Below are 23,909 nucleotides of genomic sequence, written 5' to 3'. Positions count from 1 at the left end.
CTTCTACCGCGGCTGCTCGTGCCCGGTGCCCAGCCGGTCGCGGACCCAGTCGTGGAACGCTCCGATGTGGTGCTCGCTGGGCACCAGCACGCCGCCCTTGGCGTACATACGTGAGCTCATCGCGGGCTGGCAGCGCTCGCAGGCGTCGAAGTCCTGCCGGTTCACCCGGTCGAAGAGCTCGACGGACCGGCTGACGTCCTTGCCGCTCTCCACCACGTCCTTGAGGTAGAGCCAGTCGCATTCCACGACCGTGCGGTCGGCCGCGACCGGGTACATCCGGTGGAAGATCACATGGTCCGGCACCAGGTTGATGAAGACCTGCGGCCGTACGGTGATCGCGTAGTACTTGCGGTCCTGGTCCGGCGAGACGGTGGGGATCCGGTCGAGGCCCTCCGAGCCGTCGACCGTGAAGCCCTGGATGCCCTCGCCGAAGGCGGCGCCGTGTCCGACGTAGTACTGCGCCGCGTAGCCGCCGGCGAACTCCGGGAGCACCTCGGTGAGTTCGGGGTGGATCGTGGCGCAGTGGTAGCACTCCATGAAGTTCTCGATGATGAGCTTCCAGTTCGCCTTGACGTCGTAGACGATCCGCCGTCCGACCTCCAGGTCCTCGATGCCGTACCGCTCGATGGACTCCGCGTCGCCGAGCCGCTCGACGGCCGCGCCCATGACCTGTTCCTCGAAGGAGGGCGGGCTGTCCGCGAGGCAGACCCAGACGTACCCGAGCCATTCCCGTACGGGCACGGGCGCCAGCCCGAACTCGGTCCGGCCGACGTCGGGCATCTTCGTGAGGTTGGGGGCGGCGATGAGCTTGCCGTCGAGGTCGTACGTCCAGGCGTGGTACGGGCACTGGAACGCCCGCCTGACCTCGCCGGTCTGCTCCGTGCACAGTTTCGCGCCGCGGTGCCGGCACACGTTGAAGTAGGCGCGGATCGCGTGGTCGCGCGCTCGCGTCACCAGGATGCTCTCGCGGCCGACGTCCACCGTCCGGAAGGCGCCCGGCTTGGCCAGCTCGGACGAGCGCCCCACGCAGAACCACATCGTCTCGAAGATGCGCTCCTGCTCCAGCCGGAAGATGTCGGGGGCGGTGTAGTAGTCGCCGGGGAGGGTGGCGATCAGGCTTTCCGGCAGGCCGGTCGTGGTCACGTGCACTCCTCGCGGAACGTCGTGGTTCGGGCGTCGGGGCGTCGGTGGGCAGCGGGGCGGCGCGTAGGGGCGTCGGGGTGTCGGATCAGGACGCGCCGTGGGTCAACCGGACGTCCGGGCCTCGGCGGTGGCCAGCCGGCGCCGCCACCGGGTGAACAGCCGCGTCTGGTTCAGGCCGAGCACCGCGACCGGTCGGCCCGCGCTCCGGTAGACCGCGAGGAAGCTGCGGTCGGCCGCCGCGCCCTCCTCGACCGTGACGCTGTCGGCCTCCGCGGCGTACCCGGCGAACTGGATCCGGGTCCCGTACTGGTCGGACCAGAAGTACGGGGGCCGGGGCGCCTCCGGCACGCCCTGCCCTCCGGAGAGCAGGGCGGCGACCGCCGCGGCCGGGCGCTCCCGCGCGCCGGTCCAGTGCTCGACCCGGCGGTGGGCCCCGGCCGCGGGCTCGTACCAGGCCGCGCAGTCCCCGACGGCGACGATGCCGGGGATGTTCGTACGGCCGGCCGCGTCGCACCGTACGCCGTCGTCCAGGTCCAGCCCGGACCCCGCCAGCCAGTCGGTGCACGGGCGGGCGCCCACGCCGACGACCACGGTGTCGGCGTCGAGGCGGCGGCCGTCGTCGAGTACGACGGCCTCCACCCTCCCCGCACCGGCGAGTGCGCGTACGCCCGTTCCGCACAGCAGGCGGACGCCGTGGTCGGCGTGCAGCCGGGAGACGAGGGAGCCCATCTCCGTACCGAGCGGGCCGGCCAGCGGTGTGGGCGCGGCCTCCACGACGGTGACGTCGAGGCCGAGCCGCCGGGCGGTGGAGGCGACCTCCGCTCCGATGAATCCGCCGCCGACGACCACCAGTCGGCCGCCGCGGGCCAGATCCGCCCGCAGCGCGCGGGCATCGTCCAGGGTGCGCAGGGCGTGCACGCCGTCGAGGCGCTCGCTCCCGGGCAGGGTCCGGGCGGCGGCGCCGGTCGCGATCACGATGCCGTGGGCCCGGACCGACCGGCCGTCGGCGAGCCGTACGTGGTGCTCGGCCCACGAGCCGGTGTCGAGCCCGACGGCTGGCACGCCGAGCTCCCACACGGCGGCGAGGTCCTCGCCCTCCGCTTCGAGGGCGAGTGCGTCCTCGTCGATCTCGCCGGCGAGGAACTCCTTCGACAACGGGGGCCTGTCGTACGGGCGGTGGGGTTCGCCGCCGATCAGGACGAGCCGCCCGTCGTAGCCCTGCTCGCGCAGCGAGCGGGCCGCGGACAGGCCGGCCAGCGAGGCGCCGACGACGGCCACGGTCTTCACGCGCGGCCTTCCGCCCGGTGGACGGCCGCACAGGGCGTCGGGGACGGCAGGACGTACACCATGCCGTCCTCGACGAGGACCTGGTGGGTGCGGACGGGGCGCTTGGCCGGCGGGAAGTCGACGCTGCCGGTGCGCAGGTCGAACTTCGAGGCGTGCAGGGGGCATTCGACCTCGCACCCCTCGAGCCAGCCGTCCGACAGCGAGGCGTCCTGGTGGGTGCAGGTGTCGTCGATGGCGTACACCTCGCCGCCATCGGTATGGAACACCGCGATCGGAGGATCGGAATCGAGTCTGCAGGCCTCGCCTCGCGGGAGATCGGCGAGTCGGCACACGGGAATCTTCATGACACCTCGGTGCGTATAGCGAAACGGATTGCGGTGAACGCAACGTCAGTGTGAGGGCGCCCCTCTACCCTGTCAAGGAAGGATTCACGACATCGGGGGGGCCGGACGGCCGTTGCGCACGCGGCCGTGAGAGGGTCGGCGCCCGGCCTCCGACAGGCCGCGCGCGAGGAGGGCAGTGTGACCGGCAGCACATCCACCGGACTGGTACTGGTGGCGGACGACGACGCCGCCATCCGCCGCTCGCTGGAGCGCGGGCTGCGGCTGAGCGGCTTCAAAGTGGTCCTCGCCGAGGACGGGCCCGCCGCGCTGGGCCTGCTCGCCGGCCAGGCCCCGGACGTCCTCGTACTCGATGTGTCGATGCCCGGCCTGACCGGCACGGAGGTCTGCCGCAGCCTGCGCGCCCGGGGCGACGAGACTCCCGTCCTGATGCTGTCGGCCCTCGACGAGGTCACGGACCGCATCGCAGGGCTGCAGGCCGGGGCCGACGACTACCTGGTCAAACCCTTCGCCCTGGAAGAGCTCGTGCTGCGCCTGCACGCCCTGCTGCGGCGCCGGCCGGCGCAGGCCCCTGCCTCGGACGTACTGCGCGCCGGCCCGCTGGTGATCGACGAGGCCAGCCGGCAGGTACGCCACGAGGGCGCCGAACTCCACCTCACCCGGCGCGAGTTCGAGCTCCTGGTCCAGCTGGTGCGCAACGCGGGGATCGTCCTCACGAGGGACCAGCTGCTGGACCGGGTGTGGGGCTACGACTTCGAGGTGCGCAGCGACGCCGTCGACACCTTCGTCAGCTATCTGCGCCGCAAGCTGGAGGAGGGCGGGCGCCCGCGCCTGATCCACACCGTGCGCGGGGTCGGTTTCGTCCTGCGCGTCCCCGAGGCCCGGAGCGGCTCGTGAAGCTCGCCACCCGTATCGCGCTCTCGGTGACCGTGGTGGTGCCCCTGCTGGTGCTCGCCGCGGGCCTGCTGGTGCTCGGGCTGGTCAGCCGCGATCTGCACCAGCAGCAGGACACCCGGCTGCAGGACCGGGCCTCGGCCGTCCTCCCGGACGTCAAGGCGATGCTCACGGCCGACCTGAACGGGCGGCCGAAGGCCGAGCAGAACCAGCATCGCAAGGTCCTCGGCGATGTCCTCGACGCCGGGATCCGGGTACGGACCACGGACGGAACGGTCGTCCTGGAGGGCGGACCGCAGCCCGCCGACCCGGTACAGCTGCCCGAGCGGACCCCGGCCGGCCCCGTCACCGTCCGGGCCAAGGGACATGCCTGGCGGGTGCTGACCGTCCCGGTGGCCGGGCCGGCGCCGGGCACGTTCTGGCTGTTCACCCCGGCCTCGGCCGCCGACCCGCAGGTCGTCGCCGTGCGCCGCCGGGTCCTGCTGGTCGCCCTGCTGGCGGCGCCGGTCTCCGGGCTGCTCGCGTACGGGCTGGCCGGACGCGCCACTGCCTCCGTACGGAGGCTGAGCCGCCGCGCCGCCGAACTCGACCCGGGGGCGGGCGCGGCCGCCTTCGCCACCGCGCCGGTGAACATCGCCGAGGTGGACGAACTGTCCACCGCCATCGGCCAGTTGCTGGCCCGGTACGAGGAGCAGGCCGCCCGGACGGCGCAGGCGCTCGACACCGCCCGCTCCTTCTCCTCTGCCGCCTCGCACGAGCTGCGCACACCGCTGATGAGCATGCGGACGGACCTGGACGTCCTCGCCGCCCATCCCGACCTCTCTCCCGCCGAACGGGCCGAGATCGTACGGGACTTGCAGAGCGACCACGCCCGGCTGCTGGACCTGCTCACGGCCCTGCGGATGCTCGCCCGGGGCGATCTGGTGGAGGTGTCCGCCTTCGCCCCGATCGACCTCTCCGAGCTGGTGGACACGGTCGTCGGCGAGACTGCCCGCCGCCATCCCGCGGCCCGCCTCGAAGCCGAACTCCCGCCGGAGCTCCGGGTGTTCGGCTGGGATGCCGGGCTGGCCATCCTGCTCGCCAACCTGCTGGGCAATGCGGTGGTGCACGGCCACCTGCCGGACGATCCGTCCCTGATCGCGGTACGGCTGTGCGCGGAGGGCGAGTTCGCCGTGCTCACCGTGGACGACGCGGGGCCCGGCATCCCGCCCGGCGAGCGGGAAGCCGTCTTCCGGCGGTTCCACCACCGCCCGGGCAGCCCCGGCTCCGGGCTCGGGCTGACGCTCGTCGCCCAGCAGGTCGCGCTGCACCAGGGCACGGTCACCATCGGGACGCCGCCCGGAGGCACGGGCACCCGCATCGAGGTGCGCCTGCCCCTGTCGGCCGCGGACGCCCCGACCCTGCGCCTGCCGAGGCGCCGCGACTGGATCTCCCGGGGGGACTGAGCGGAGGCGAACCGGCCGGGGCCGGGCCGGGGCCTCACGGGGGCGCTCCTGTGGACTCACAAAGATTCCACAAAGACACCTCCTACCGTCCTGACCGGTCGGCCGCCTGTGAGCCGGCCCGTTCGCACCGAAGGGGATACAGCCATGCTCCCGAACCGTAGGACCGCCGCTGCCGCGATCGGCGCCGTGGCGCTGGCCGGCGCACTGCTCTCCGCCGCCCCCGCCCAGGCCGATGGCGGCAGCCCCGCCCCCGCCGCCCCGAAGTCGGCCAAGTCCGCGCCGAAGGGCGACGGCGCCAAGGCGATCTGCAAGCGCCTGCCGAAGACGGAGACCCGCGTCAGCGCCGCGATCAACCGCCTCAACGGCGACGTCACCGTCCTCGGCTCCGTCGCGCGGCTCGAGCAGCGCGTCGCCAACGCCCAGACCGCCGGCCACACCGAGGTCCACACCTACCTCAACGACCGCCTGACCTTCCGCAAGAGCCTGTTGCCCACCCTGCAGAAGCGGCAGGACGACCTCAAGGCCGTCAGCACCTGGTGCTCCGCCCAGGGGTCCAAGTGACCGTGCCCCGCCGCGCCGCCGCGGGTCTCGCCACTCTGATCACGGCGGCCGCACTGCTGCTCACCGGCTGCACGCCCGGCGCGAAGGCCCAGCCCCAGGACACGCAGTCCGTGACCTCCGACGACGCCGAGGCCAAGGAGATGCAGCAGAAGCTGGACGACGCCGAGAGCGCGGCGGCCCAGGCGGACTCGGACGCCGCCCAGAACAACTGACCCACCCCACACGCACGCCCCGGCCTGCCCCCGATCCACGGGGGCAGGCCGGATCCGTCTACGCAGCGGGCTCGGGCCGGTGCAGTGCGCGCAGACCCTGGACCAGCAGGCTCAGACCGAACTCGAAGTGGGCCGTGAAGTCGGTGCCGGTGAACACGGGCAGGGCCGCGGTGAGGTGCGGGAACCGGGCTGCCGTCACCGCCTCCCGCAGCTGCTCGGGGTCCGCGGGCCCCTGGTCTCCGGGCTGCAGGACGGCCTGCTCCTCGAGGGTGTGGCCGACGGTGAAGTGGACGACGGTCAGCGCGGTGCGCGCCGCGACCTCGTGGCCGAAGCCCGCCTCGCGCAGGATCCCGATGAGGGTCTCGGCGAAGCCGAGCGTGTTCGGTCCGGTCGAGTGGGTTCCCGCGTAGACCCGTGCGCCGTCGCGGTGGGCGAGCAGCGCCGTACGCATACCGCGGGCCAGGGCGGTCAGCCGTCCGCTCCAGTCGGCGCCCGGCGGCGGGGCCGCGCAGCCCGCCAGGATCCGTTCGGCCATGGCGGTCAGCAGGTCCTGCTTGGTGGCGAAGTGGCGGTAGAGCGCCCCGGCCTGGACGCCCACCGCGTCGGCCAGCCGCCGCATGGTGAGCGCGTCCAGGCCGGATTCGTCCAGCAGAACCAGGGCGGCCTCGACGGTGCGGGCCTGGTCCAGCCGCGGGGGCCGGCCCCGGCTCGGGCGGGCGGCGCCGGCGGGCGGCGGGGTTGACGGTGAGCTCATGGACCCCACTATAGTGAACATCGTTCACGTGAACACTGTTCACTAATGAGGGGAGAGGTTGCCGATGGACACCGAAGTGATCGTCGTGGGCGCGGGCCCGACCGGGCTGATGCTCGCCGGCGAACTCGCGCTGGCCGGCGTACGGACCCGGGTCGTGGAGCGACGGGAGGCCCCGCAGCAGGATTCGCGGGCGCTGACCCTGCATCCGCGCAGCGTCGAGCTGATGGACCAGCGGGGGCTGGCCGGCCGGTTCCTCGCACGCACTGGCCGCCTGGGCCGGGAAGCCGTAAGCAGCCGAGCGGGGGTGTCAGGCCCGCTTCCCTTGCAGGAACCGGCGCAAGCGGGCCCAGGGCCAGGTGTTGACGACATCGTCCTTCGTCAGCCAGCCGCGCTGCGCCGTGCCCACCCCGTACCGCAGGTACGGCAGGTGCGTGGTCGCGTGCGCATCCGAGTTCACCGCGAACTTCACCCCGTGGCTCTTCGCGCGCAGGATGTCCTCGTCGCGCAGGTCGAGCCGCTCCGGATGCGCGTTGATCTCCAGGGCCGTTCCCGTCCGCGCACAGGCCTCGAAGACCGCGTCGAAGTCGGCGTCCACACCGGGGCGCCGGCCGATCCGCCGGGTGGTGGGGTGGCCGATGACGGCCACGTTCGGGTTCTCGCATGCCCGGATGAAGCGCCGGGTCATGGCAGCCCGGCTCTGACCGAAGTGGGAGTGGACGGAGGCCACGCACAGGTCGAAGTCCGCGAGGAACTCGTCGGGCCAGTCCAGGCCGCCGTCCGGGCCGATGTTGAGTTCCGTGCCGTGCAGCAGCCGCATCCCGCGCACCGTGCGGTCCAGTGCCCGTACCTGCTCGCGCTGCGCCAGGATCTTCTCCTGCGTCATGCGCTGCATGGCGAGGTCCGGCGCGTGGTCGGTGACCGCGTAGTACGCGTAGCCGCGGGCGGCAGCGGCGGCCACCATGTCCTCCAGGGAGGCGAGGCCGTCGGTGAGGTCCGTGTGGGTGTGCAGGTCGCCCCGGATGTCGCCCTCGGCCACGAGGTCGGGGAGTTCGCCGCGCAGCGCGGCCGCGATCTCCCCGCGGTCCTCCCGCAGCGGCGGCGGGATCCAGGGCAGGCCCAGCCGGGCGTAGATCTCCTCCTCCGTCTCCGAGGCGAGGTTCTTGCCACTCTCGGCGTCGAAGAGCCCGTACTCGGAGAGCTTGAGCCCCTGGCGCACCGCCAGTGCGCGGGTGCGGATGTTGTGCGCCTTCGACCCGGTGAAGTACTGCAGCCCTGCTCCCCAGGACGCCGGCGGCAGGACGCGCAGATCGACTTGGAGGCCGGCGCCGGTCCGGATGGAGGTCTTTTTCGCCCCGTGCGCGATGACCTCGGCCGCATACGGGAGCTCGGCGAGGGCCGTCATGAACGGTGCGGACCGGTCGGCCGCCACCAGGATGTCGATGTCGCCGATCGTCTCGCGCATCCGGCGCAGCGAGCCCGCGTACGTGCACCGTACGCACCCCGGGATGCGGTCCATCTCGGCGACGATCTGCTCGGCGATGTCCATAGCGGCGTCGAGCAGGATGCGGCCGTCGGCGTTCCGGAGTACGGAGATGCCGTGCAGGATGTTCTGCTCGGTCTGCTCGCCGAAGCCCTTCAGGTCGCGCAGCCGCTCCTGCCCGATGGCGTCCTCCAGCTGCTCGACGGACGAGATGCCCAGCTCCTCGTACAGGACGAGCGCCTTGCGGGGCCCGAGCCCGGGGATGGCGGTCAGTGTCCGCACCCCGGCCGGGACGGCGGCCCGGCGCGCCTCGATGTCCGGTACGTGCCCGGTGCTCAGGTACTCCACGATCTTGTCCGCGATGGACTTGCCCACGTGCGGGATCTCCCGCAGGCCCTTGGCGTCGAGCTGCGCGACATCGGCCGGGTGGCCGCCGATGGCGCGGGCGGCCTTCTCGTACGCGCGCGCCTTGAAGGCGTCGCCGCCGCTGATCGCGATGAGGTCGGCGTACTCCTGGAGCAGTGTCTCGACCTGCTCGTTGGCACTGGGCATACCTCCAGGGTGCCCCCTGCATCCGGGCCCGGCGCGTTCCGTCCCACGGCTGCCACCACCCCGCGATAGAAGTTGAGGATTGTTCACTTTCCATTGACAGGGCGGGCTCCGGGGCCCAAAAGTGTGCCGTCAGCGATGCACCTGCGACCGAAGTGAGCCCGCATGACAGCGCCCGTACCCGCGTTCCCCGCCGATTTCCTCTGGGGCGTCTCCGCCTCGGCCTTCCAGATCGAGGGCTCCCCCACCGCCGACGGCCGGGGCCCCTCCTCCTGGGACGCCTTCACCAAGGAGCCGGGGCGCATCCGGGACGGCTCGCACGCGGACGTGGCCACCGACCACTACCGCCGCTACCGCGAGGACGTGGCCCTGATGGCCGAACTCGGCGTCGGGGCCTACCGGTTCTCGGTGTCCTGGTCGCGGGTCCTGCCGGACGGCCACGGGCAGGTCAACCGCAAGGGGCTGGACTTCTACGACCGGCTGGTCGACGAGCTCTGCGCCGCCGGCATCGCCCCGGTGCCCACCCTGTTCCACTGGGACACCCCGCTGGCCCTCGAGGAGAAGGGCGGCTGGCTCAGCCGCGACACCGCCGAACGGTTCGCGGCGTACGCCTCGGTCGTCGCGCAGCGGCTCGCCGACCGCGTCCCGGTGTGGATCACCATCAACGAGCCCGCCGAGGTCACCCTCCTCGGATACGGCCTCGGCGAGCACGCCCCCGGCAAGCGTCTCGTCTTCGACGCCCTGCCCGCGGCGCACCACCAGCTCCTGGCCCACGGCCTGGGCGTACAGGCCCTGCGTGCGGCGGGCGCCCGCGAGATCGGCATCGCCGCCTCGCACAGCCCCGTGTGGGCCGCGAGCGACAATGAGGCCGACCGCGCCGCCGCCGAGCTGTACGACACGCTCACGAACCGCCTCTTCGCCGACCCCGTCCTGACCGGCGCGTATCCGGACGAGGGCCTGGCCGCGCTGCTGCCCGGCCCGGTGGCGGAGGACCTGAAGACCATCTCGGCCCCGCTGGACTGGTACGGGATCAACTACTACAACCCGATGCGCGTCGGCGCCCCGCAGCCAGCGGCCCCGGCAGGCGAGTTCGGCGGCATCGGGATACCCGCGGACCTCCCCTTCGGCATCCGGCCGATCGAGGGGTACGAGCACACCGACTTCGGCTGGCCGGTGGTCCCCGACGGGCTGCGCGAACTGCTCGTCTCCCTGCGCGAGCGCTACGGCGACCGGCTGCCGCCGCTGTACATCACCGAGAACGGCTGCTCGTACGGGGACGGGCCGGATCCCACGACGGGACGGGTCGCCGATGCGCGCCGGATCGCGTACCACGAGGGCCATGTGGCGTCCCTGCACCGGGCGATGGCGGAAGGCGTCGACGTCCGCGGTTACTTCATCTGGTCGATCCTCGACAACTTCGAATGGGCGGAGGGGTACCGGCAGCGGTTCGGGCTGGTCCACGTCGACTACGAGACGCTGGAGCGGACCCCGAAGGAGTCGTACGCCTGGTACCGCGACCTGATCAAGGGCGGCAGATGACGGTCGGACGGACGGCCGAGGAGACCGCAAGCCCCGTCGGCGGGCGCTGGGTCGGTGCGCTGTCCCTCGCGAATCTCGGTGTCTGGGTCGGCTGGTTCGGCCCGCTCCAACTGCTCCTGGCCCGCCAGGCGGAACAGCTCACCCCGGACCACAAGGCGTCCACCCTCGCCCTCGTGACGGGTGTGGGAGCGGCGGTCTCGATGGTCGCCAACCCGGTCTTCGGGGCCCTGTCGGACCGTACGACGTCGCCGGCGGGCCGGCGGATCCCCTGGGTGGTGGCGGGAGTTGCGGGCGGGGCCGCCGGGTTGCTCGTCCTCGCCCGGGCTTCGAGCGTCGCCGGGGTGATCGCGGGCTGGTGCCTGGTCCAGCTCGCGCTCAACGCGGCGTTCGCCGCCCTCACCGCCGCCGTGCCCGACCAGGTCCCGCCCCGCCGGCGCGGCCTGGTCGGCGGCTGGCTCGGCGTCTCCCAGGTCGGCGGGATCCTGGTCGGCACGGCGCTGGCCACGGTCGCGGGCGGCATCACCGCCGGGTATCTCGCGTGCGCGGCCTTCTCGGTGCTCGCGGCCGTCCCGTACGTGGTGATGCGGCGCGACACGCGCCTGTGGCCCGATGCCCGGCCCGCCTTCCGGTGGCGGACCTTCCTCACCGGCTTCTGGATCGATCCGCGGCGCCATCCCGACTTCGGCTGGGCCTGGTTGACGCGCTTCCTGATGAACCTGTCGTACTCCGTCAGCACGATGTACCTGCTGTACTACCTGACCGATGCCGTGCACTACGAGGACGACGCGGACACGGGCGTGCTGATCCTGACGGCGCTCAACGCGCTCACCCTCCTGGCCACGGTGGTGATCAGCGGGGTCCGGTCGGACCGTACGGGCCGCAGGAAGGTCTACGTCATCGGGGCGGGGCTGGTCATCTCGGCGGCAACGCTGCTGCTCGCCGTCTGGCAGACCTGGACGGGGGCGATCGTCGCCTCGCTCGTCCTCGGGGTCGGGTTCGGCGTCTACACGTCGGTGGACTTCGCCCTGCTGACGGATGTGCTGCCGACGGCGCAGGACCGGGGCCGGGACCTCGGCGTCATCAACATCGCCAATGCGCTGCCCCAGGTGCTGGCCCCGGTGATCGCCGCGCCGGTGGTCACCCACTTCGGCGGCTACACGGCGCTGTACGTGCTCGCGGGGGCTCTGGCGCTGGCGGGGTCGGTGCTGGTCCGCCGCATCCGCGGGGTGCCGTGAAGCCCGGCGGGGGTCCTGTGACGCCCAGCGGTGTCACCGGACGGGTCCGGTGACACCGCGTGCAGGGTGTGTCAGTGGTTGACGCAGACGTTGCCGGCGGTCGGGTTCAGCAGCCCGATGATGTTGACGCTGTTGCCGCAGACGTTGATCGGGATGTGGATCGGCACCTGGACCACGTTGCCCGAAAGGAAGCCCGGGGAGCCGATGGCATAGCCCTCGGCCTCGGCGTCGGCGGAGGCGCTGCCGATCCCGCCCAGCGTCGCACCGACGACCAGGCAGGCCGCAACGGCCAGGGTACGGATCTTCATGTGGATCTCCCATCGAATGAGGGTGTGCCGAGCCATCCCATACCATCCCGGCCCGAACCAGCCCGATTCACCCACCCGTGGGCCGTGTCTGCGGCGGGAATCCGCGAGATGCCGATCGGGAGATTTTTCCGGAAAACGCAATCTCCCGACCCGTCTGGACCGTATGCCCCTGTAGAAGTCTCTCCAGGAGGAAAGCTCATGGCGATCTTCACTCATCTCATCCCAGCAAACCGCCGTCACGGAAAGAGGGACATGACCTCGCGCGACGACAACACCGGTAGGCGCCGTCACCGTCGTCACCGCAACACCGGCCACGGCCACCACGGGAACAACGGCCACCACGGTCACGGCTGGTGACCGCCGAGAACGGCTGGGCGGACCCCGCTCCTTGATCCGCCCGGCCGGCCATCTTTGAGGAACGCATCCATGAGGCGTATCGCGTGGCATGCGCTGCACCGGCTGCTGTCGGTGGCCGATGATCCCGATGCGGTCGTCGCCGCCGCGCCGCCGGTCGCCCCGCGCGAGGCGTTCCGGCGGTTCTGGCCCTACACCCGCGGCGGCCGGCGCTGGCTGGTCCCGATCCTCCTCTTCAGCATGATCGGCCCCCTCATCGACGCGGCCGAGATCTGGCTCTTCAAGATCGTGGTGGACGAGGTGCTCGTTCCGCGCGATCTGCGCCCCTTCCTCTGGATCGCGCTCGCCTACCTGGGGCTCGTCATCTTCTCCGGCGTTCTGGAGTTCGCCGACGACGTGATGTCCACCTGGGTCGGCGAGCGTTTCCTGCTGGCCCTGCGCTCGGACGTCTACCGGCACGTCCAGGGCCTCTCGCTCGGGTTCTTCGAACGGCGGCGGCTGGGAGACGTACTGTCGCGCATCACCGGCGACGTCGACGCGATCGAGACGTTCCTCCTCTCCGGAGTGGCCAACGCCCTCTACTACGTGATCCAGTTGGGCGTGTTCCTCGGCCTGCTCTTCTACCTGAGCTGGGACCTGACCCTCCTCGCGCTGATCATCGTGCCGCTCTTCTGGGCCTCGGCCCGCCGCTTCTCGCGGCTGGTCAAGGCCGCCTCACGGGAGCGGCGCCGGCGCAGCGGCTCGATCAGCGCGATAGCCGAGGAGTCGCTCGGCAACATCGCGCTGGTGCAGGCGTACAACCGGCAGGGGACGGAGGAAGGCCGGTTCGCCCGGGAGAGCATGGGCCGCTTCCGCGCGGAGATGGTCTCGGCCCGGATCCGTTCCGTCTACGGCCCGATCGTCGAGATGATCGAACTGACCGGCGCACTGGCCGTGATGGGCCTCGGTACGTGGAAGCTCGCGCAGGGACAGCTCACGCTGGGCGGACTGCTGGTCTTCATCGCACTGTTGAGCAAGCTCTACAGTCCGATCCGCGACCTGTCCCAGCTCACGACCACGTTCTACGCGGCGTCCGCGTCGGCCGAGCGGATCATCGAACTGCTCGACCAGCGCCCCCAGGTCGTCGAGGTGGAAGCCGCCCGTGCCCGGAGGATCGGGCGCGCCCGGGGCGATGTCGAGTTCCGCGGCGTCTCGTTCCGCTATCCGGGCACGTCGCGGTGGGCGCTGCGCGACGTGTCGTTCCGTGTGGAGCCCGGTACGACGCTGGCTCTGGTCGGTTCGAGCGGCGCGGGCAAGTCCACGGTCGGGAAGCTGCAACTGCGCTTCTACGACCCGGACCAGGGGGCGGTCCTCCTCGACGGCACCGATCTGCGGGAGCTGCGGCTGTCCGAGCTGCGCGAGAACGTCGCGGTCGTGCTGCAGGAGACGCTCGTCTTCCACGGCACCGTACGGGAGAACATCGCCTACGGCCGGCCCGGCGCGACGGAGGCGGACATCGTCGCGGCGGCCCGCGCGGCCGACGCCGACGGGTTCATCCGGCTGCTCCCCGAGGGCTACGACACCGTGGTGGGCCAGCGGGGCCGGACGCTGTCCGGCGGGCAGGCCCAGCGGCTGGCGATCGCCCGCGCGATGGTCAGGGACGCACCCGTACTGCTGCTGGACGAACCGACCACCGGCCTGGACGCCGAGTCGGGCCGCCGGATCATGGAACCGCTGCGCCGGCTTATGGCCGGGCGGACCACCGTCGTGATCTCGCACAACCTGCTCACCGTGCGCGACGCGACGTGCACGGTGGTACTGGACCGCGGCCGGGTCGTCGAATGCGGCACGCACGAGGAGCTGCTCGTACGGGGCGGCGCCTACGCCCGCCTGCACCGTGCGAACGGCGGAGCGCCCGGCGCCGTCACGGCCGCTGCTCCCCTGAAGGTCCTGTCGTGAGCCCGAAGGTCCGTGTCGTGAGCCCCAAGGTCCTGTCATGAGCCCTGCCACCGCCACCACCCGGCCTGCGGCCCCGCCCCTCGCGCCCGGCACGGCCCCCGCGCCGGGGTACGAGGTCCTGGCGCACCTGGCCAGGACCGGCTGGCTCGACCTCTACGACGCCTGGAGCGAGGAGCGGGACTGCCGGTGCGTGGTGAAGGTCCTGCGCCCCGACTGCCGCGACGAGCCCCGGCTGGGCGACCGGCTGGTCAGCGAGGGCCGCTGGCTCCAGCGCTTCACGCATCCGCATCTGGTCCGCGCGTACGAGACCTTCGTGTCGCCCGAGCCGCTCGTCGTCCTCGAGACGCTGACGGGCGAGACGCTGTCCCACCTCATCGGCCGTCTGCCCCGGCGGGCGGCCGCCGAGGACGTGGCCGTCCTGGGCGTGCAGCTGTGTTCCGCGATGCACTACCTGCACGGGCAGGGCCTGCTGCACCTGGACCTGAAGCCGTCCAACGTCGTGGTGGAATGCGGCCACGCGAAGGTGCTCGACCTCAGCGTCGCCCGCGCGCCGGGCATCGCCCCGCCGGGCGTGGGCACGTTCGGCTACCTGGCCCCCGAACAGGCGCGCGGGGAACTGCTGTCGGCAGCGGCCGACGTCTGGGGCATCGGCATCACGCTGTACGAACTCGCCACCGGAGACGTCCCGTTCGACATCGGCGACACGGCGGACGGCACCACGAACAGCGGAAGCGCGGACAGCGGTATCCCGGACTGGTATCCGCAGCTCGAAGAGGCAGCCCCACCGGTGACCGCCCGCCGACGCCTCCCGCACGCCCTGGCTGCGGCCATCGACGGCTGCCTCCGACCCGATCCGGCGGCGAGGCCTGCGATCCCCGAACTGTCTGCCGCCCTCGACGCGACGCTGCACCGGCGGCGGCGCGACACGCCTGTGTGCGACACGCCTGTGCCGGAGTGACCGGAAAAGCGTCTGGTGGGGGCTGACCGCATCTATGTAATGTCACATTGCATGATGCTCTTACGGCGTGCCGCGTCTTTCGCGGTCCTTCTTGCCACCGCCCTCCCCCTGGCCGTCACCTCACCCGCGCACGCGGAGGACACCTCCTCGTGCCGCACCGCACCCTCGGCGCCCCTCGACGCCGAGCAGGCGCGGCTCACGGATGCGCGGACCACGGCGCTCGTCGAGCGCGCCGGGTTCGGGGACTTCGTACGGCGCTTTCCCGCCGCGCTGTGCGGAGTCCGGAGCCCCGCCGAAGCCGGGCTGCTGCTCGACAGCTGGGGAGAGGGCCTCTGGCAGGCCGCCGTACGCCGCGCCCAGGGGCAGCGGCCCGGCGGTGACCTCCCGGCCGGGGACGATCGGCCGCTGTACTGGACGCGGCTGGCCATGACGACCGCGCTCGCCCGCTGGGAGCCGGGATTCGCCGTCGACCGCGCCGCGCTGCGCACCCGTTTCGAGGACGCCTCCCGCGGCCTCACCGACAACGCCTTCCACACGCCCGCGGGCATACGCTGCGTCTTCATCAGCGGCTTCGACCCCTTCGGCCTGGACGCCGAGCTCCGCCGCGCCAACCCCTCCGGCTCCGCCGCCCTCCGGCTCAACGGCCGCCGCATCACCCTCGCCGACGGCAGCCGCGCCGAGATCCGGGCCGTCGTCCTGCCCGTGCGGTACGCCGACTTCGACGCCGGGATCGTGGAGCGGGCCTTCGCGCCGCGACTGGCCGGCGGTCCCGGCGCGGCGGACGTCATCACCACCATCAGCCAGGGTTACCCCGGCATCTTCACCCTGGAGGCCTGGGCGGGCCGGTCCCGGTCGGCGGATCCGTACCCCGACAACACCCGTTCCCTCTCCGGCGGCACCCGCGAGCACCCCGTGACCGCTCCCGGCCTCGCCCCGGGCGCGGAGTTCATCCGGACCACGCTCCCCACCGACGCGGCGACCGGCGCCGTCCAGAGCCCGTACCCGGTGCTCCTGAACACCGCCGTCACCGAGATCCCGGCGGGCGCCGCCGAGCCGGTGGACCGCGAGGACGGCCCGACGCCGGGTTCGCGGGCGGTGGAAGGCGGCGGAGGCGGCTATCTGTCGAACGAGGTGGCCTACCGCTCCAACCGCCTCCGCGGCGACCTCGCCCCGCAGCTGCCGGGCGGCCACCTGCACACCCCGGTCCTCACCGGCCTCCCGGCGGACCCGACCCTGCTGACCGGCCCCGAGTTCGAACAGAACGAGACCGCGATCACCGCGGAGGTCCGCACCATCCTCGAACACACCGCCGCGCGCCCGTAGGCCTCCTCCCCTGCAACGTGCCTACAGGGATCCGAGTTCGTCGCTCAGATCCCCGAGACCGAGTGAGCCGAGCGAGAGCGCGGCCATGTGCCAGCGTTTGAGGTCGAAGTCCGGGCCCTGCTTGGCCCGGGCCCGCTCCCGGCCCTCCAGCCAGGCCCGTTCGCCGAGTTTGTACGAGATGGCCTGGCCGGGCCGGCCCAGGTAGCGGACGACCTCGCTGTCCAGGTAGGCGACGGGCCGGCTCGAGTAGCGGCCGAGGAACTCCCGCGCCAGCGCGGGAGTCCACCGCTCCCCGGGCCGGAACGGCGAGTGCGCGGGGATGCGCAGCCGCAGGTGCATGCCTATGTCGATCACGACGCGGACGGCCCGCATCATCTGGGCGTCGAGATGGCCCAGCCGGTGGGCGGGGTCCGTGAGGAACCCCAGCTCGTCCATGAGGCGTTCGGCGTACAGGGCCCAGCCCTCGGTGGTGGCGCTCACCTTGCCGACCTTCGTCTGGTAGCGGGACAGCTCGGCTGCGACGAACGTCCAGTGCGCCAGCTGGAGATGGTGGCCGGGCAGTCCCTCGTGGTACCAGGTGGACACGAGGTTGTGGGTGGGGAAGCGCGTCCTGCCGAGCGTGGGCAGCCAGGTCCGGCCCGGGCGCGCGAAGTCGAGGGAGGGCTGCGAGTAGTACGGGGCCGCGGCGCCACCGGGCGGCGCGATGCACGACTCGACGCGCCGGACCGGATCGGCGATGTCGAAGTGCCGCCCCTCCAAGGCCTCCACAGCCTCGTCCATCAGGGACTGGAGCCAGAGCCTCGTCTCCTCCACGCCGTGAACGCTCTTCCCGTGCTCTCCCAGCCAGGCCAGCACCACCCACGGATCCTGCCCGCCGGGCAGGATGCGCTCCGCCTCGGCGCGCATCTCGGGCAGCAGCCGGTGGAACTCCTCCCAGCCGTAGGCGTACGCCTCGTCGAGGTCGAGGTCCGCGCCGGTGTAGTAGCGGGCGAAGCGGCCGTAGCGCTCGCGCCCGACGGCGTCCTCGGCGCCGGCACCGGTGGCCTGCGCACCGTACTCGCGCCGGAACCACTCCCCCAGCTCCGCGAAGGCCAGCGTCGCCGCCCGCGCCGCGGCCCCGACCTCGGCGCCCATGTGCGGCGGCGCACCGGAAGCCAGCCGGCCGAATCCGCCGCCCTCGGTGCCCAGCCACTCCTCCAGCTGAGCCACGTTGGCCCGTACCTGGCGGGGCGCGGCGGTCGTTCCGCGGCGCGCGCCCTCGGCGAGGGAGGCACGGTAGCCGCTCAGGCACCCGGGCACGGCCCGCAGCCTTTCCGCGATCGCCGCCCAGTCCTCGGGCGTACGGGCCGGCATCACCGCGAAGACCTTGCGCACCCGGTGCAGGGGCGAGGAGATGTTGTTCACGGCGCGCAGGTGCTCGCCGGCGTCGTACTGGGCGAGTTCCGCGTCGAGCCGCTCCCGCAGCAGCCGCGCGCACCGCCGCTCGACGTCGGCGCCGCCGTCCGTGTGGGCGGCGAGCCGTAAGAGGGTCTCGCGCGCGAGCTCGGCCTCGGCCAGGGCCCCGTCGGGCGAGTAGTCGGGCAGTCTACCGGCGCCGGCGGACGTCCCGAGGTACGTCCCGCTGATCGGGTCGAGCGCGACCAGGGCGTCGACATGGGCGTCGGAGATCTGACGGGGCAGCTCACGCTGATGCCTCAACATGCCCCGACTCCTGCCCGCCCCTCCCCCGAACAAGCCCCTGGCACAACCCTTTGGCCGGTATCCGGTGGCGGGCCCCCGCGTGTCCTGCTTGCCAAGGCCAAGGCCCGGGGGTCCCCGTGGTCGTGCGCCCTGCGCCCTGCGCACTGCGCACTGCGCTGGAGCATACGGAGCTGCACGAGGCCGACATCGCGGCGGCGCCGCCCTCCGAACGCTGCCGAACGCCGGGCGGCGTTCGAGTTCAGGCCGGATCCCGCAGCGCTGTGACGCGGGCCGTGTCCGGGTCCACGCAGGCCCGTACACACGATGCTCGCCTACCTGCAGTCCAAGCGGGCCGCCGGCTACCGCAGACGCTTGATTCACTTCTGTGGCACGTCCTGAGTGGCCGCGGCGTCGTTGGGGCGCTGCAGGCCGAGCAGAAGACCGGCCTCGACGTGGAGAACGTCCTGCGTCGCCCGGCCAGCCCCTTCGCCACGTGGATCGGCGCGCAACCGGCCCGCCTTTCAGCAGAACCCGGGCGTGGGACGAGGCTCACCCGCCGCTCGCGCCCACCGTGCCAGCGCGCGGGCGGAATGGGCGTGGGACGAGGCTCACCCGCCGCTCGCGCCCACCGTGCCAGCGCGCGGGCGGAATCAATGGTGCGCCCGGCCCGCATTTTCGCCGGGGCTGCCTCGGCGTCCCAAGGCCACGGGTGCGGCGTTGTCGGAAGCTGTCGCCGCCAGTGTCGCGGGCGAGGCGCTGCTCGAGACCGGCAGCCCAGCGCTGGGCCCAGTCCCGGTCCTGGCTGAGGCAGTCGACGGGGCCGTGGACCTGGACGGCGTAGCCGCCGGTGATCACGAGCGGGTGCGGCGTGCCGATGGCTATCACACCGGCCAGGAGCCGGCGGTGGAGTGCGCTGAGGTTCACGCCGCGGACGTCGTCCGCATCCGGGCGGCGAGCCGGGGGAAGCGCTCCTCCCCGACCTGCCGGGTGTGCCGGCTGACCAGGGTGCGAAGGACGGGCCACTGCTCGGCCGGCAGGTCGCGGGCGAGGAGCGCCGTGAGGTCGTCGCGCTGGCCCGCCCTTGGCCTGTGTCGCTCCACTCGCACCATAAATCGAACACATGCTTGAATTGATGGATGCAGTGCACCTCCTTCCCCGACGACCTGGTCGCCCTCCAGGCCGAGTGGCTCCGTACCTACCGGGAGCTGGCCCGGCGGCCCGAAACCGTCGGCACAACCACGCTCCGCCGCAGGCTGATCACGCTCTCGTGCACGATCGCCGCTCATCCGTACTGGTCGCGCCCGGTCCGTACGGCGGGCGGCCCGGTCGAGCTCCGCCTCGCGGCGAGGGCCAGAGGCTGGGTGAGGGCGGCATGACGAGCGCCTGCCCCGGGAACGACCCGGGATCCGACGCGCCGGTCCCGGCTCCCTGCCTGGTCGTCCACCCCCCGGACCACCGCGGGTGGCGCCGGGTGCGGTGCGACGGCCAGAGCCTGGGCACGGCGTACCGGATCAGCGACATTGCCGTCTTCCTCGCCGCGACGGGGATGGAGAACGCCGAGGACTTCGATGTCACGGACCCCGCCCTGGTCGACTGGCGCGGCGGCGGCCCCGACTGCTGGACACCACCACCGGTGTAGCGAGCGCCCGGCGAGCCGCTCGCGGCGGCTCACCGGTCTCGGCGGCGAGGAGGAAAGCCTGCCCATGGACGGCGGCAGCCTCTTCGAGGCGCCCCTGCTGCCCCAGGATCTCCCCGTAGAGACTCAAGGCCGCGCCTCGTCGGCACTGGTCCCGTGGAGCCGGAAGACGGAGCCATGACGTTTACAGAACAGCAGCTAGGGTCCCCGAACCTGACCGCGCGTCAGCACGGTGAGCGTCGAGGTTGAGCGTTGGGGTCAGCTGGCAATCAGTCGTGCGGCGATTCGCTGGCAGCCGACCGACGACCCCCGATGGAGGCGACCAATGCGTCTGCCACGATCGCCGCATCTGCCTCTGCAACATCTGCTGGGTACTCCGGCAGCAGATCGTCCCAGACGGGCATCCATGATCCGTACAGCTGCGTCTGTCCCTCGGGCCGGGCGAAGAACCAGATGTGCAGGTGTGCGCCTCCATCTCCGATGCGGTAGACGTGGGCTCGCGAAATGTGTGGCAGGGCCTGCACGTGGCGGACGATGTGAGTGGACAGGACCCCCAGCTCGGCTGCCAGCTCATCGGGCAGGTCAGCCATGTCATAGTGCTCACGAGGATGCAGCATGAGCACCAGCGGCACACCAACTCCCGCGATCCGGGTGAGCCGCCAACTGTCGTTGAACCAGATCCCATCGCCTCGGTCACGGCACGCCCCACAGTTCGACGGGTCCTCGCCGTGTCGCGGAGGCTCGGGCAGAACCGGAGGGCGCAGCGGCGCGACGCGCAATCCGTCCGGCTCGAACGGGCTGATATCCCACCCTGTCATGCGCGCGAGCGGGAGCCGACGCTCCCCATCCGCAGCGGCAAGCGCGTGGTCGTAGAACTCGTCAGGTCTCAAGGCCATGATCCGAAGATTAGTTCGGCACCGACACCCAGTGAGGCCCGGGGTGACCTGACTTGACCCCTGGTAGGGCCGGGTCCGTCCCGCCCGCCGGGAATGGTGGGAGCACACCGCCGTCCTCGCCCGGTGAAGCCTCAGCCACAGAAGGTGCGCCCAGCCGATAGCCGCACGCGGAATCCGGTGTACAGGCGCTACTCCGCACCACAGACGGTCCTAGCCACTGTGCTGCGTTTCGCGATGCACGGCCACAATGCGCTCGCCACCATCCCTCACTGCTCAGTTGGCGAGGCGAGTACCGGAGCGCAGCGCAGGGCGCAGCGCAGGGCGCAGCGCAGGGCGCAGCCAACCCGCGGAGCCTGACTGGTGAATCCGAAGCCCACGAACCGGCCTTCTCCTGCGTGCTCCCCGGATCACGTCGTCCGAGGCCGATCGGATCCCCTGCGCCGACCTCTGCGCGAGGAGCGCCCGACCCGGCCTGAGGCTGCGCCCGCCGTACGGGCCATGCCCGCGGCGGGCGGGGCCGGGGGTGTGATCCGGGAGGGGTGCACGCGGAGGGCGCGGCTGCCGGGCGGGGGCAGGTGTCTGCCTCTGCGGCGGTGGGCTGTACTGCTGGGCATGCAGGGCCGCCGTGCGCTCGGCGGCTTCGCCGGCGTGGCTGAGGGGGGGGGGACGCGGACTGCATCTCCTGGCGCAGGGCAGCCTCGCGCCGGATCTCGCCCAGGCTCGCGCGATGGCGGTCGACCACGGCGCGCTGGGCCGCCGCGTTGCCAAGCAGTTCCCGTACGTCCTCTGCTACGCGCGCGTCCAGGCGACCGGCGAGCACCGGGACGCGCCGCCGCATCGCCTCCAGGGTCGCCTCGATCGACTGGACGTTCCTGGGCGGGACCGAGTTTCCGGCCTGCGCGAGCAGGGTGGTGTGGGGGTAGGCCATGAGGGTCTGCCACGGCCCCGAGAGGCGTGCCTGTGCTGCCGTACGGTGCACAGTCCGCCCCTGGCCGGACCGGGCACCGTACGGCGCTGTGTGCTCAGGCCGGTCCCGCACCACCGTTCTTGACCAGCTCGGTCACGTCGGCCGTCTCGGCTGCCGGCGGGGCCGCGATGTCCTTCGCGATGCCGAAAGACAGGAACTCCACGCTCATGCCAACTGCGCCGTGCGTCTGGTTCAGCCGTGCGGGCATACCCTTGTCGTCGACCCAGATGTCTGAGGTGAGCTCATCGGCGCTGCCTCCCAAAGCACCGAACGCGGCGGCGGCGTCGCCGAGCTTGTCGGCGGGGATCGTCGCCCGGTAGTGGACCGTGCTCCGCCCGTTGACCTCTTCCGAGCCGACCTTGGTGACGTTCTTGGCCCACTTGAGCGTCTTCAGCCCGGCAGTCGGGTCGTTGTTGCCGGTGTTCATGCTGGCCGCGCCCTTGTCACCGAGGACGGCGGAGGCGTCGAGCTTGAGCCAGCTCTTGCCCTTCAGCGGACCGTCCGGCGCGGGGTCGACACCGTAGTAGTACGCGCCCTGTACGAGCCGCATCGTGACCGTGCCGTCCGCTACCAGCTCCTCCATCTCAAGGTCCTTGGCCGGCATCTCGGCTTCCATCGCGAGGCCGTTGCCCCACGAGTAGACGCCGTTCATCTGCACCGGCTTCCCCCCGGTGTCCGGCATCGTCACGGTCATCTTGACTTGGGCCGAACCCGCCTTCGACGCCTCGTCGGACGCCTTGGTGAGCGCTGCGACCAGCGTCTCCGCGGAGTCGGCCGCCTTCTGCCCCACGCTCGCGGCCGTACATCCGCTGGCGCCCGCCGTGATGACGATCGCCGCGGCGATGCCCACAGCAGCCCTACCTGACTTCATTCCCCACCCCTTGTCCAAGTCTTCAATCCTGAGAAAAGGTACCGCCCCAAGTCCGCACATCCATTCGGATTTCGCGTGAGGCCGCGGCGAGCGAAACGCGCTGACACTGCTGAGAAGCAGGCCATGGGCTCCGTCGCTCGCTGTCTGCTGTCCCGACCGGCTCGACCTGGCCTTCTTGTAGGAGGGCTTCAACGCCTGCGCGGCCGCTGGGCTCGTCGGCGATGCAACTGCAGCCTGCGAGAGGTCGACCGCGGTCCTCCCGCTGCACACGGTGCCTGCGCAGGCTGTGACACCAGAGCTGTCAATGATTCGCGGGCTGGGACACCGCCCCGACTTTTGTTCGCGGACAGAAGTCTGCGCCTCGATACGAGCTGGGCCTCTCATGTCCTGCGCACCTCTGGGCCGGCGCACGGTTCCTGATGAGAGGCTGGGCAGCATGGGCTCTGAGCTGGACGATCAGGACTGCCGGGATTTCTTGGGATCGATCCGCGTCGGCGACCTCTACAGCGGGACCGCAACAGAGGTCACGCAGTCGCGAGGGGTGGCGGTGACCCTGGATGTATTTCCGCGGCGTCCGCTGGGAATGGTCGGCCCCTTGGGACTGTCCTGGCGCCGCCGTGCGACCGGCGCTGTGCAGGTCGGCCAGCGGATAACGGGCGAGGTCGTGGCCGTTGATCTGGATGAAGGCATCGCCTGGTTGTCGATGGCCGCCGCCGAGGAGCCGGAGCTCTGGGCGTTCCTGAGTTCCCTTCGCCCCGGGGAGCTCCTTTCCGGCACGGTCGCTGCCATCGAGCGGTTCGGCGTGTTTGTGGCGTTGGACCAAGGCCCCGCCCACCCGGTCTTCCCAGGGGTCGGATTCATCACGATCCCCGAGCTGTCCTGGCGGCGCTTCGAAACGGCATCGGACATCGTCCAGGTCGGACAGCGCGTCTCGGGCGAGTTCCTCTACTTCGACACGTGGAACGGAGAGGCCAGGCTGTCGGTGCGAGCGACTCAGCCGGATCCGTTCCAGGCTTTCGCGGACAGCACCATGGTGGGCGAGACCCTACATGGGCAGGTCACCAAGCTGGTCCCGTTCGGCGCTTTCGTCCAAGTCGCCGACGGCATCGAGGGACTGATCCACCTTCAAGAGCTCACAGCGACACCTGTGGGCACTCCTGAGGAAGTCGTCCAGGTCGGCGACGAGGTGTCGGCCGTTGTCACCGGCCTCGACCGCGAACGACGGAGGCTGTCCCTCTCCTGTCGCCAGGCTGCACCTGGCCTTCGCTGAGTCCTGTGCATTTGCTGGCGCGGCGACCGCCGCCTCCAGCAGGGGTGAGCCGTCCATCTCCACCACCCGCCGCTCCCCCGGTTGCCAACCGCGGGCCGACGCCGTGTCGAGCAGGGCCCGCACTACGCCCGGTTCGTGCAAGTTCAGGAAGCCGCACTTCACGTCGACCGGTGCCGAGGCAACGCCCCGGCTGCGGCAGTGGAGGAAGCCCGACTTTTGTCCGCGGACAAAAGTCGGGGCCCACCGTGAGCAGGATGCGGTGTGCCCT

At 71.8% G+C, this 23,909-nt stretch carries 22 protein-coding genes and 1 pseudogene; 13 read left to right on the top strand and 10 right to left on the bottom strand.

The features are described 5' to 3' along the window. Positions 1–3: 3 nt before the first annotated feature. From AB0M76_RS35460 to AB0M76_RS35450, 3 genes are all read right to left on the bottom strand, one after another. Complete coding sequence (locus AB0M76_RS35460) at positions 4–1,143, bottom strand: aromatic ring-hydroxylating dioxygenase subunit alpha (protein ID WP_365956866.1); 1,140 nt, start codon at positions 1,141–1,143, stop codon at positions 4–6. A gap of 102 nt (positions 1,144–1,245) precedes the next feature. Then, positions 1,246–2,430 carry an FAD-dependent oxidoreductase gene (locus AB0M76_RS35455; protein ID WP_365956865.1) on the bottom strand — a complete coding sequence of 395 codons (1,185 nt, stop codon included), beginning with the start codon at positions 2,428–2,430 and terminating at the stop codon, positions 1,246–1,248. Beyond that, positions 2,427–2,774 (bottom strand): bifunctional 3-phenylpropionate/cinnamic acid dioxygenase ferredoxin subunit, encoded by a 348-nt coding sequence (locus AB0M76_RS35450; RefSeq protein ID WP_365956864.1) that lies wholly within the window; start codon positions 2,772–2,774, stop codon positions 2,427–2,429. Before AB0M76_RS35450 ends, AB0M76_RS35455 begins: the two co-directional genes overlap by 4 nt. Positions 2,775–2,951: 177 nt before the next feature. Between AB0M76_RS35450 and AB0M76_RS35445 the strand changes: the two genes are divergently transcribed. The 4 genes from AB0M76_RS35445 (at position 2,952) to AB0M76_RS35430 (ending at position 5,883) form a co-directional block, all read left to right on the top strand. Further along, positions 2,952–3,668 carry a response regulator transcription factor gene (locus tag AB0M76_RS35445; protein WP_365956863.1) on the top strand — a complete coding sequence of 239 codons (717 nt, stop codon included), beginning with the start codon at positions 2,952–2,954 and terminating at the stop codon, positions 3,666–3,668. Further along, positions 3,665–5,110: a HAMP domain-containing sensor histidine kinase gene (locus AB0M76_RS35440; RefSeq protein ID WP_365956862.1), complete on the top strand. Its 1,446-nt coding sequence runs from the start codon at positions 3,665–3,667 to the stop codon at positions 5,108–5,110. Before AB0M76_RS35445 ends, AB0M76_RS35440 begins: the two co-directional genes overlap by 4 nt. A gap of 144 nt (positions 5,111–5,254) precedes the next feature. Further along, positions 5,255–5,671: a hypothetical protein gene (locus AB0M76_RS35435; RefSeq protein ID WP_365956861.1), complete on the top strand. Its 417-nt coding sequence runs from the start codon at positions 5,255–5,257 to the stop codon at positions 5,669–5,671. Next, positions 5,668–5,883: a hypothetical protein gene (locus AB0M76_RS35430; protein WP_365956860.1), complete on the top strand. Its 216-nt coding sequence runs from the start codon at positions 5,668–5,670 to the stop codon at positions 5,881–5,883. Before AB0M76_RS35435 ends, AB0M76_RS35430 begins: the two co-directional genes overlap by 4 nt. Positions 5,884–5,941: 58 nt before the next feature. Here AB0M76_RS35430 and AB0M76_RS35425 read toward each other — a convergent pair whose 3' ends face one another. Continuing rightward, a complete protein-coding gene (locus tag AB0M76_RS35425) occupies positions 5,942–6,637 on the bottom strand; it encodes a TetR/AcrR family transcriptional regulator (protein ID WP_365956859.1) in 696 nt (231 codons plus the stop codon). 64 nt (positions 6,638–6,701) lie between these two features. Between AB0M76_RS35425 and AB0M76_RS35420 the strand changes: the two are divergent. Next, positions 6,702–6,896 (top strand): annotated as a pseudogene (locus tag AB0M76_RS35420) (FAD-dependent monooxygenase); the annotation flags it as partial. A gap of 48 nt (positions 6,897–6,944) precedes the next feature. On the opposite strand, the gene polX reads toward AB0M76_RS35420, so the two are convergent. Then, complete coding sequence (gene polX / locus AB0M76_RS35415) at positions 6,945–8,669, bottom strand: DNA polymerase/3'-5' exonuclease PolX (protein WP_365956858.1); 1,725 nt, start codon at positions 8,667–8,669, stop codon at positions 6,945–6,947. A gap of 162 nt (positions 8,670–8,831) precedes the next feature. On the opposite strand from polX, the gene AB0M76_RS35410 reads away from it, so the two are divergent. Next, positions 8,832–10,205 carry a GH1 family beta-glucosidase gene (locus AB0M76_RS35410; protein WP_365956857.1) on the top strand — a complete coding sequence of 458 codons (1,374 nt, stop codon included), beginning with the start codon at positions 8,832–8,834 and terminating at the stop codon, positions 10,203–10,205. After that, entirely contained in the window at positions 10,202–11,440 is a 1,239-nt protein-coding gene (locus tag AB0M76_RS35405; RefSeq protein WP_365956856.1) for an MFS transporter, read from the top strand. Before AB0M76_RS35410 ends, AB0M76_RS35405 begins: the two co-directional genes overlap by 4 nt. 71 nt (positions 11,441–11,511) lie before the next feature. On the opposite strand, the gene AB0M76_RS35400 is transcribed toward AB0M76_RS35405, so the two are convergent. Continuing rightward, the gene (locus tag AB0M76_RS35400) at positions 11,512–11,748 is read right to left on the bottom strand and encodes a chaplin (protein ID WP_365956855.1); all 237 of its coding nucleotides are present in this window, start codon (positions 11,746–11,748) and stop codon (positions 11,512–11,514) included. Between the two features lie 426 nt (positions 11,749–12,174). Here AB0M76_RS35400 and AB0M76_RS35395 point away from each other — a divergent pair, with 426 nt between their 5' ends. Genes AB0M76_RS35395 through AB0M76_RS35385 form a run of 3 tightly spaced genes read left to right on the top strand, consistent with a single transcriptional unit; the run spans position 12,175 to position 16,321 of the window. Then, a complete protein-coding gene (locus AB0M76_RS35395; RefSeq protein WP_365956854.1) occupies positions 12,175–14,040 on the top strand; it encodes an ABC transporter ATP-binding protein in 1,866 nt (621 codons plus the stop codon). Between the two features lie 37 nt (positions 14,041–14,077). After that, complete coding sequence (locus AB0M76_RS35390) at positions 14,078–14,998, top strand: serine/threonine-protein kinase (RefSeq protein WP_365956853.1); 921 nt, start codon at positions 14,078–14,080, stop codon at positions 14,996–14,998. A 51-nt stretch (positions 14,999–15,049) separates the two neighbouring features. After that, positions 15,050–16,321: a pyroglutamyl peptidase gene (locus tag AB0M76_RS35385; RefSeq protein WP_365956852.1), complete on the top strand. Its 1,272-nt coding sequence runs from the start codon at positions 15,050–15,052 to the stop codon at positions 16,319–16,321. Between the two features lie 21 nt (positions 16,322–16,342). Here the strand turns inward: AB0M76_RS35385 and AB0M76_RS35380 are convergent, their stop codons facing one another. Next, complete coding sequence (locus tag AB0M76_RS35380) at positions 16,343–18,022, bottom strand: DUF885 domain-containing protein (protein ID WP_365956851.1); 1,680 nt, start codon at positions 18,020–18,022, stop codon at positions 16,343–16,345. A gap of 899 nt (positions 18,023–18,921) precedes the next feature. Next, positions 18,922–19,101 carry a hypothetical protein gene (locus tag AB0M76_RS35375; protein WP_365956850.1) on the bottom strand — a complete coding sequence of 60 codons (180 nt, stop codon included), beginning with the start codon at positions 19,099–19,101 and terminating at the stop codon, positions 18,922–18,924. 36 nt (positions 19,102–19,137) lie between these two features. Here AB0M76_RS35375 and AB0M76_RS35370 point away from each other — a divergent pair, with 36 nt between their 5' ends. Next, positions 19,138–19,377 (top strand): hypothetical protein, encoded by a 240-nt coding sequence (locus tag AB0M76_RS35370; protein WP_365956849.1) that lies wholly within the window; start codon positions 19,138–19,140, stop codon positions 19,375–19,377. Beyond that, on the top strand, positions 19,374–19,640 hold the full coding sequence (locus AB0M76_RS35365; protein WP_365956848.1) for a hypothetical protein: 267 nt from the start codon (positions 19,374–19,376) through the stop codon (positions 19,638–19,640). Before AB0M76_RS35370 ends, AB0M76_RS35365 begins: the two co-directional genes overlap by 4 nt. Before the next feature lie 266 nt (positions 19,641–19,906). On the opposite strand, the gene AB0M76_RS35360 is transcribed toward AB0M76_RS35365, so the two are convergent. Both AB0M76_RS35360 and AB0M76_RS35355 read right to left on the bottom strand, forming a co-directional pair. Then, positions 19,907–20,533, bottom strand: coding sequence for a hypothetical protein (locus tag AB0M76_RS35360; protein ID WP_365956847.1), 627 nt, complete (start codon positions 20,531–20,533; stop codon positions 19,907–19,909). A 1,022-nt stretch (positions 20,534–21,555) separates the two neighbouring features. After that, positions 21,556–22,371: a hypothetical protein gene (locus AB0M76_RS35355; RefSeq protein ID WP_365956846.1), complete on the bottom strand. Its 816-nt coding sequence runs from the start codon at positions 22,369–22,371 to the stop codon at positions 21,556–21,558. Between the two features lie 436 nt (positions 22,372–22,807). Between AB0M76_RS35355 and AB0M76_RS35350 the strand changes: the two genes are divergently transcribed. Next, positions 22,808–23,641 (top strand): S1 RNA-binding domain-containing protein, encoded by an 834-nt coding sequence (locus AB0M76_RS35350; protein ID WP_365956845.1) that lies wholly within the window; start codon positions 22,808–22,810, stop codon positions 23,639–23,641. Positions 23,642–23,909 lie beyond the last annotated feature (268 nt).

This window comes from Streptomyces sp. NPDC051364 (assembly GCF_040682115.1).
Classification (GTDB): domain Bacteria; phylum Actinomycetota; class Actinomycetes; order Streptomycetales; family Streptomycetaceae; genus Streptomyces.
Note: the sequence above shows the minus strand (reverse complement) of the source record. Positions and strands in the feature narration are given on the sequence as shown.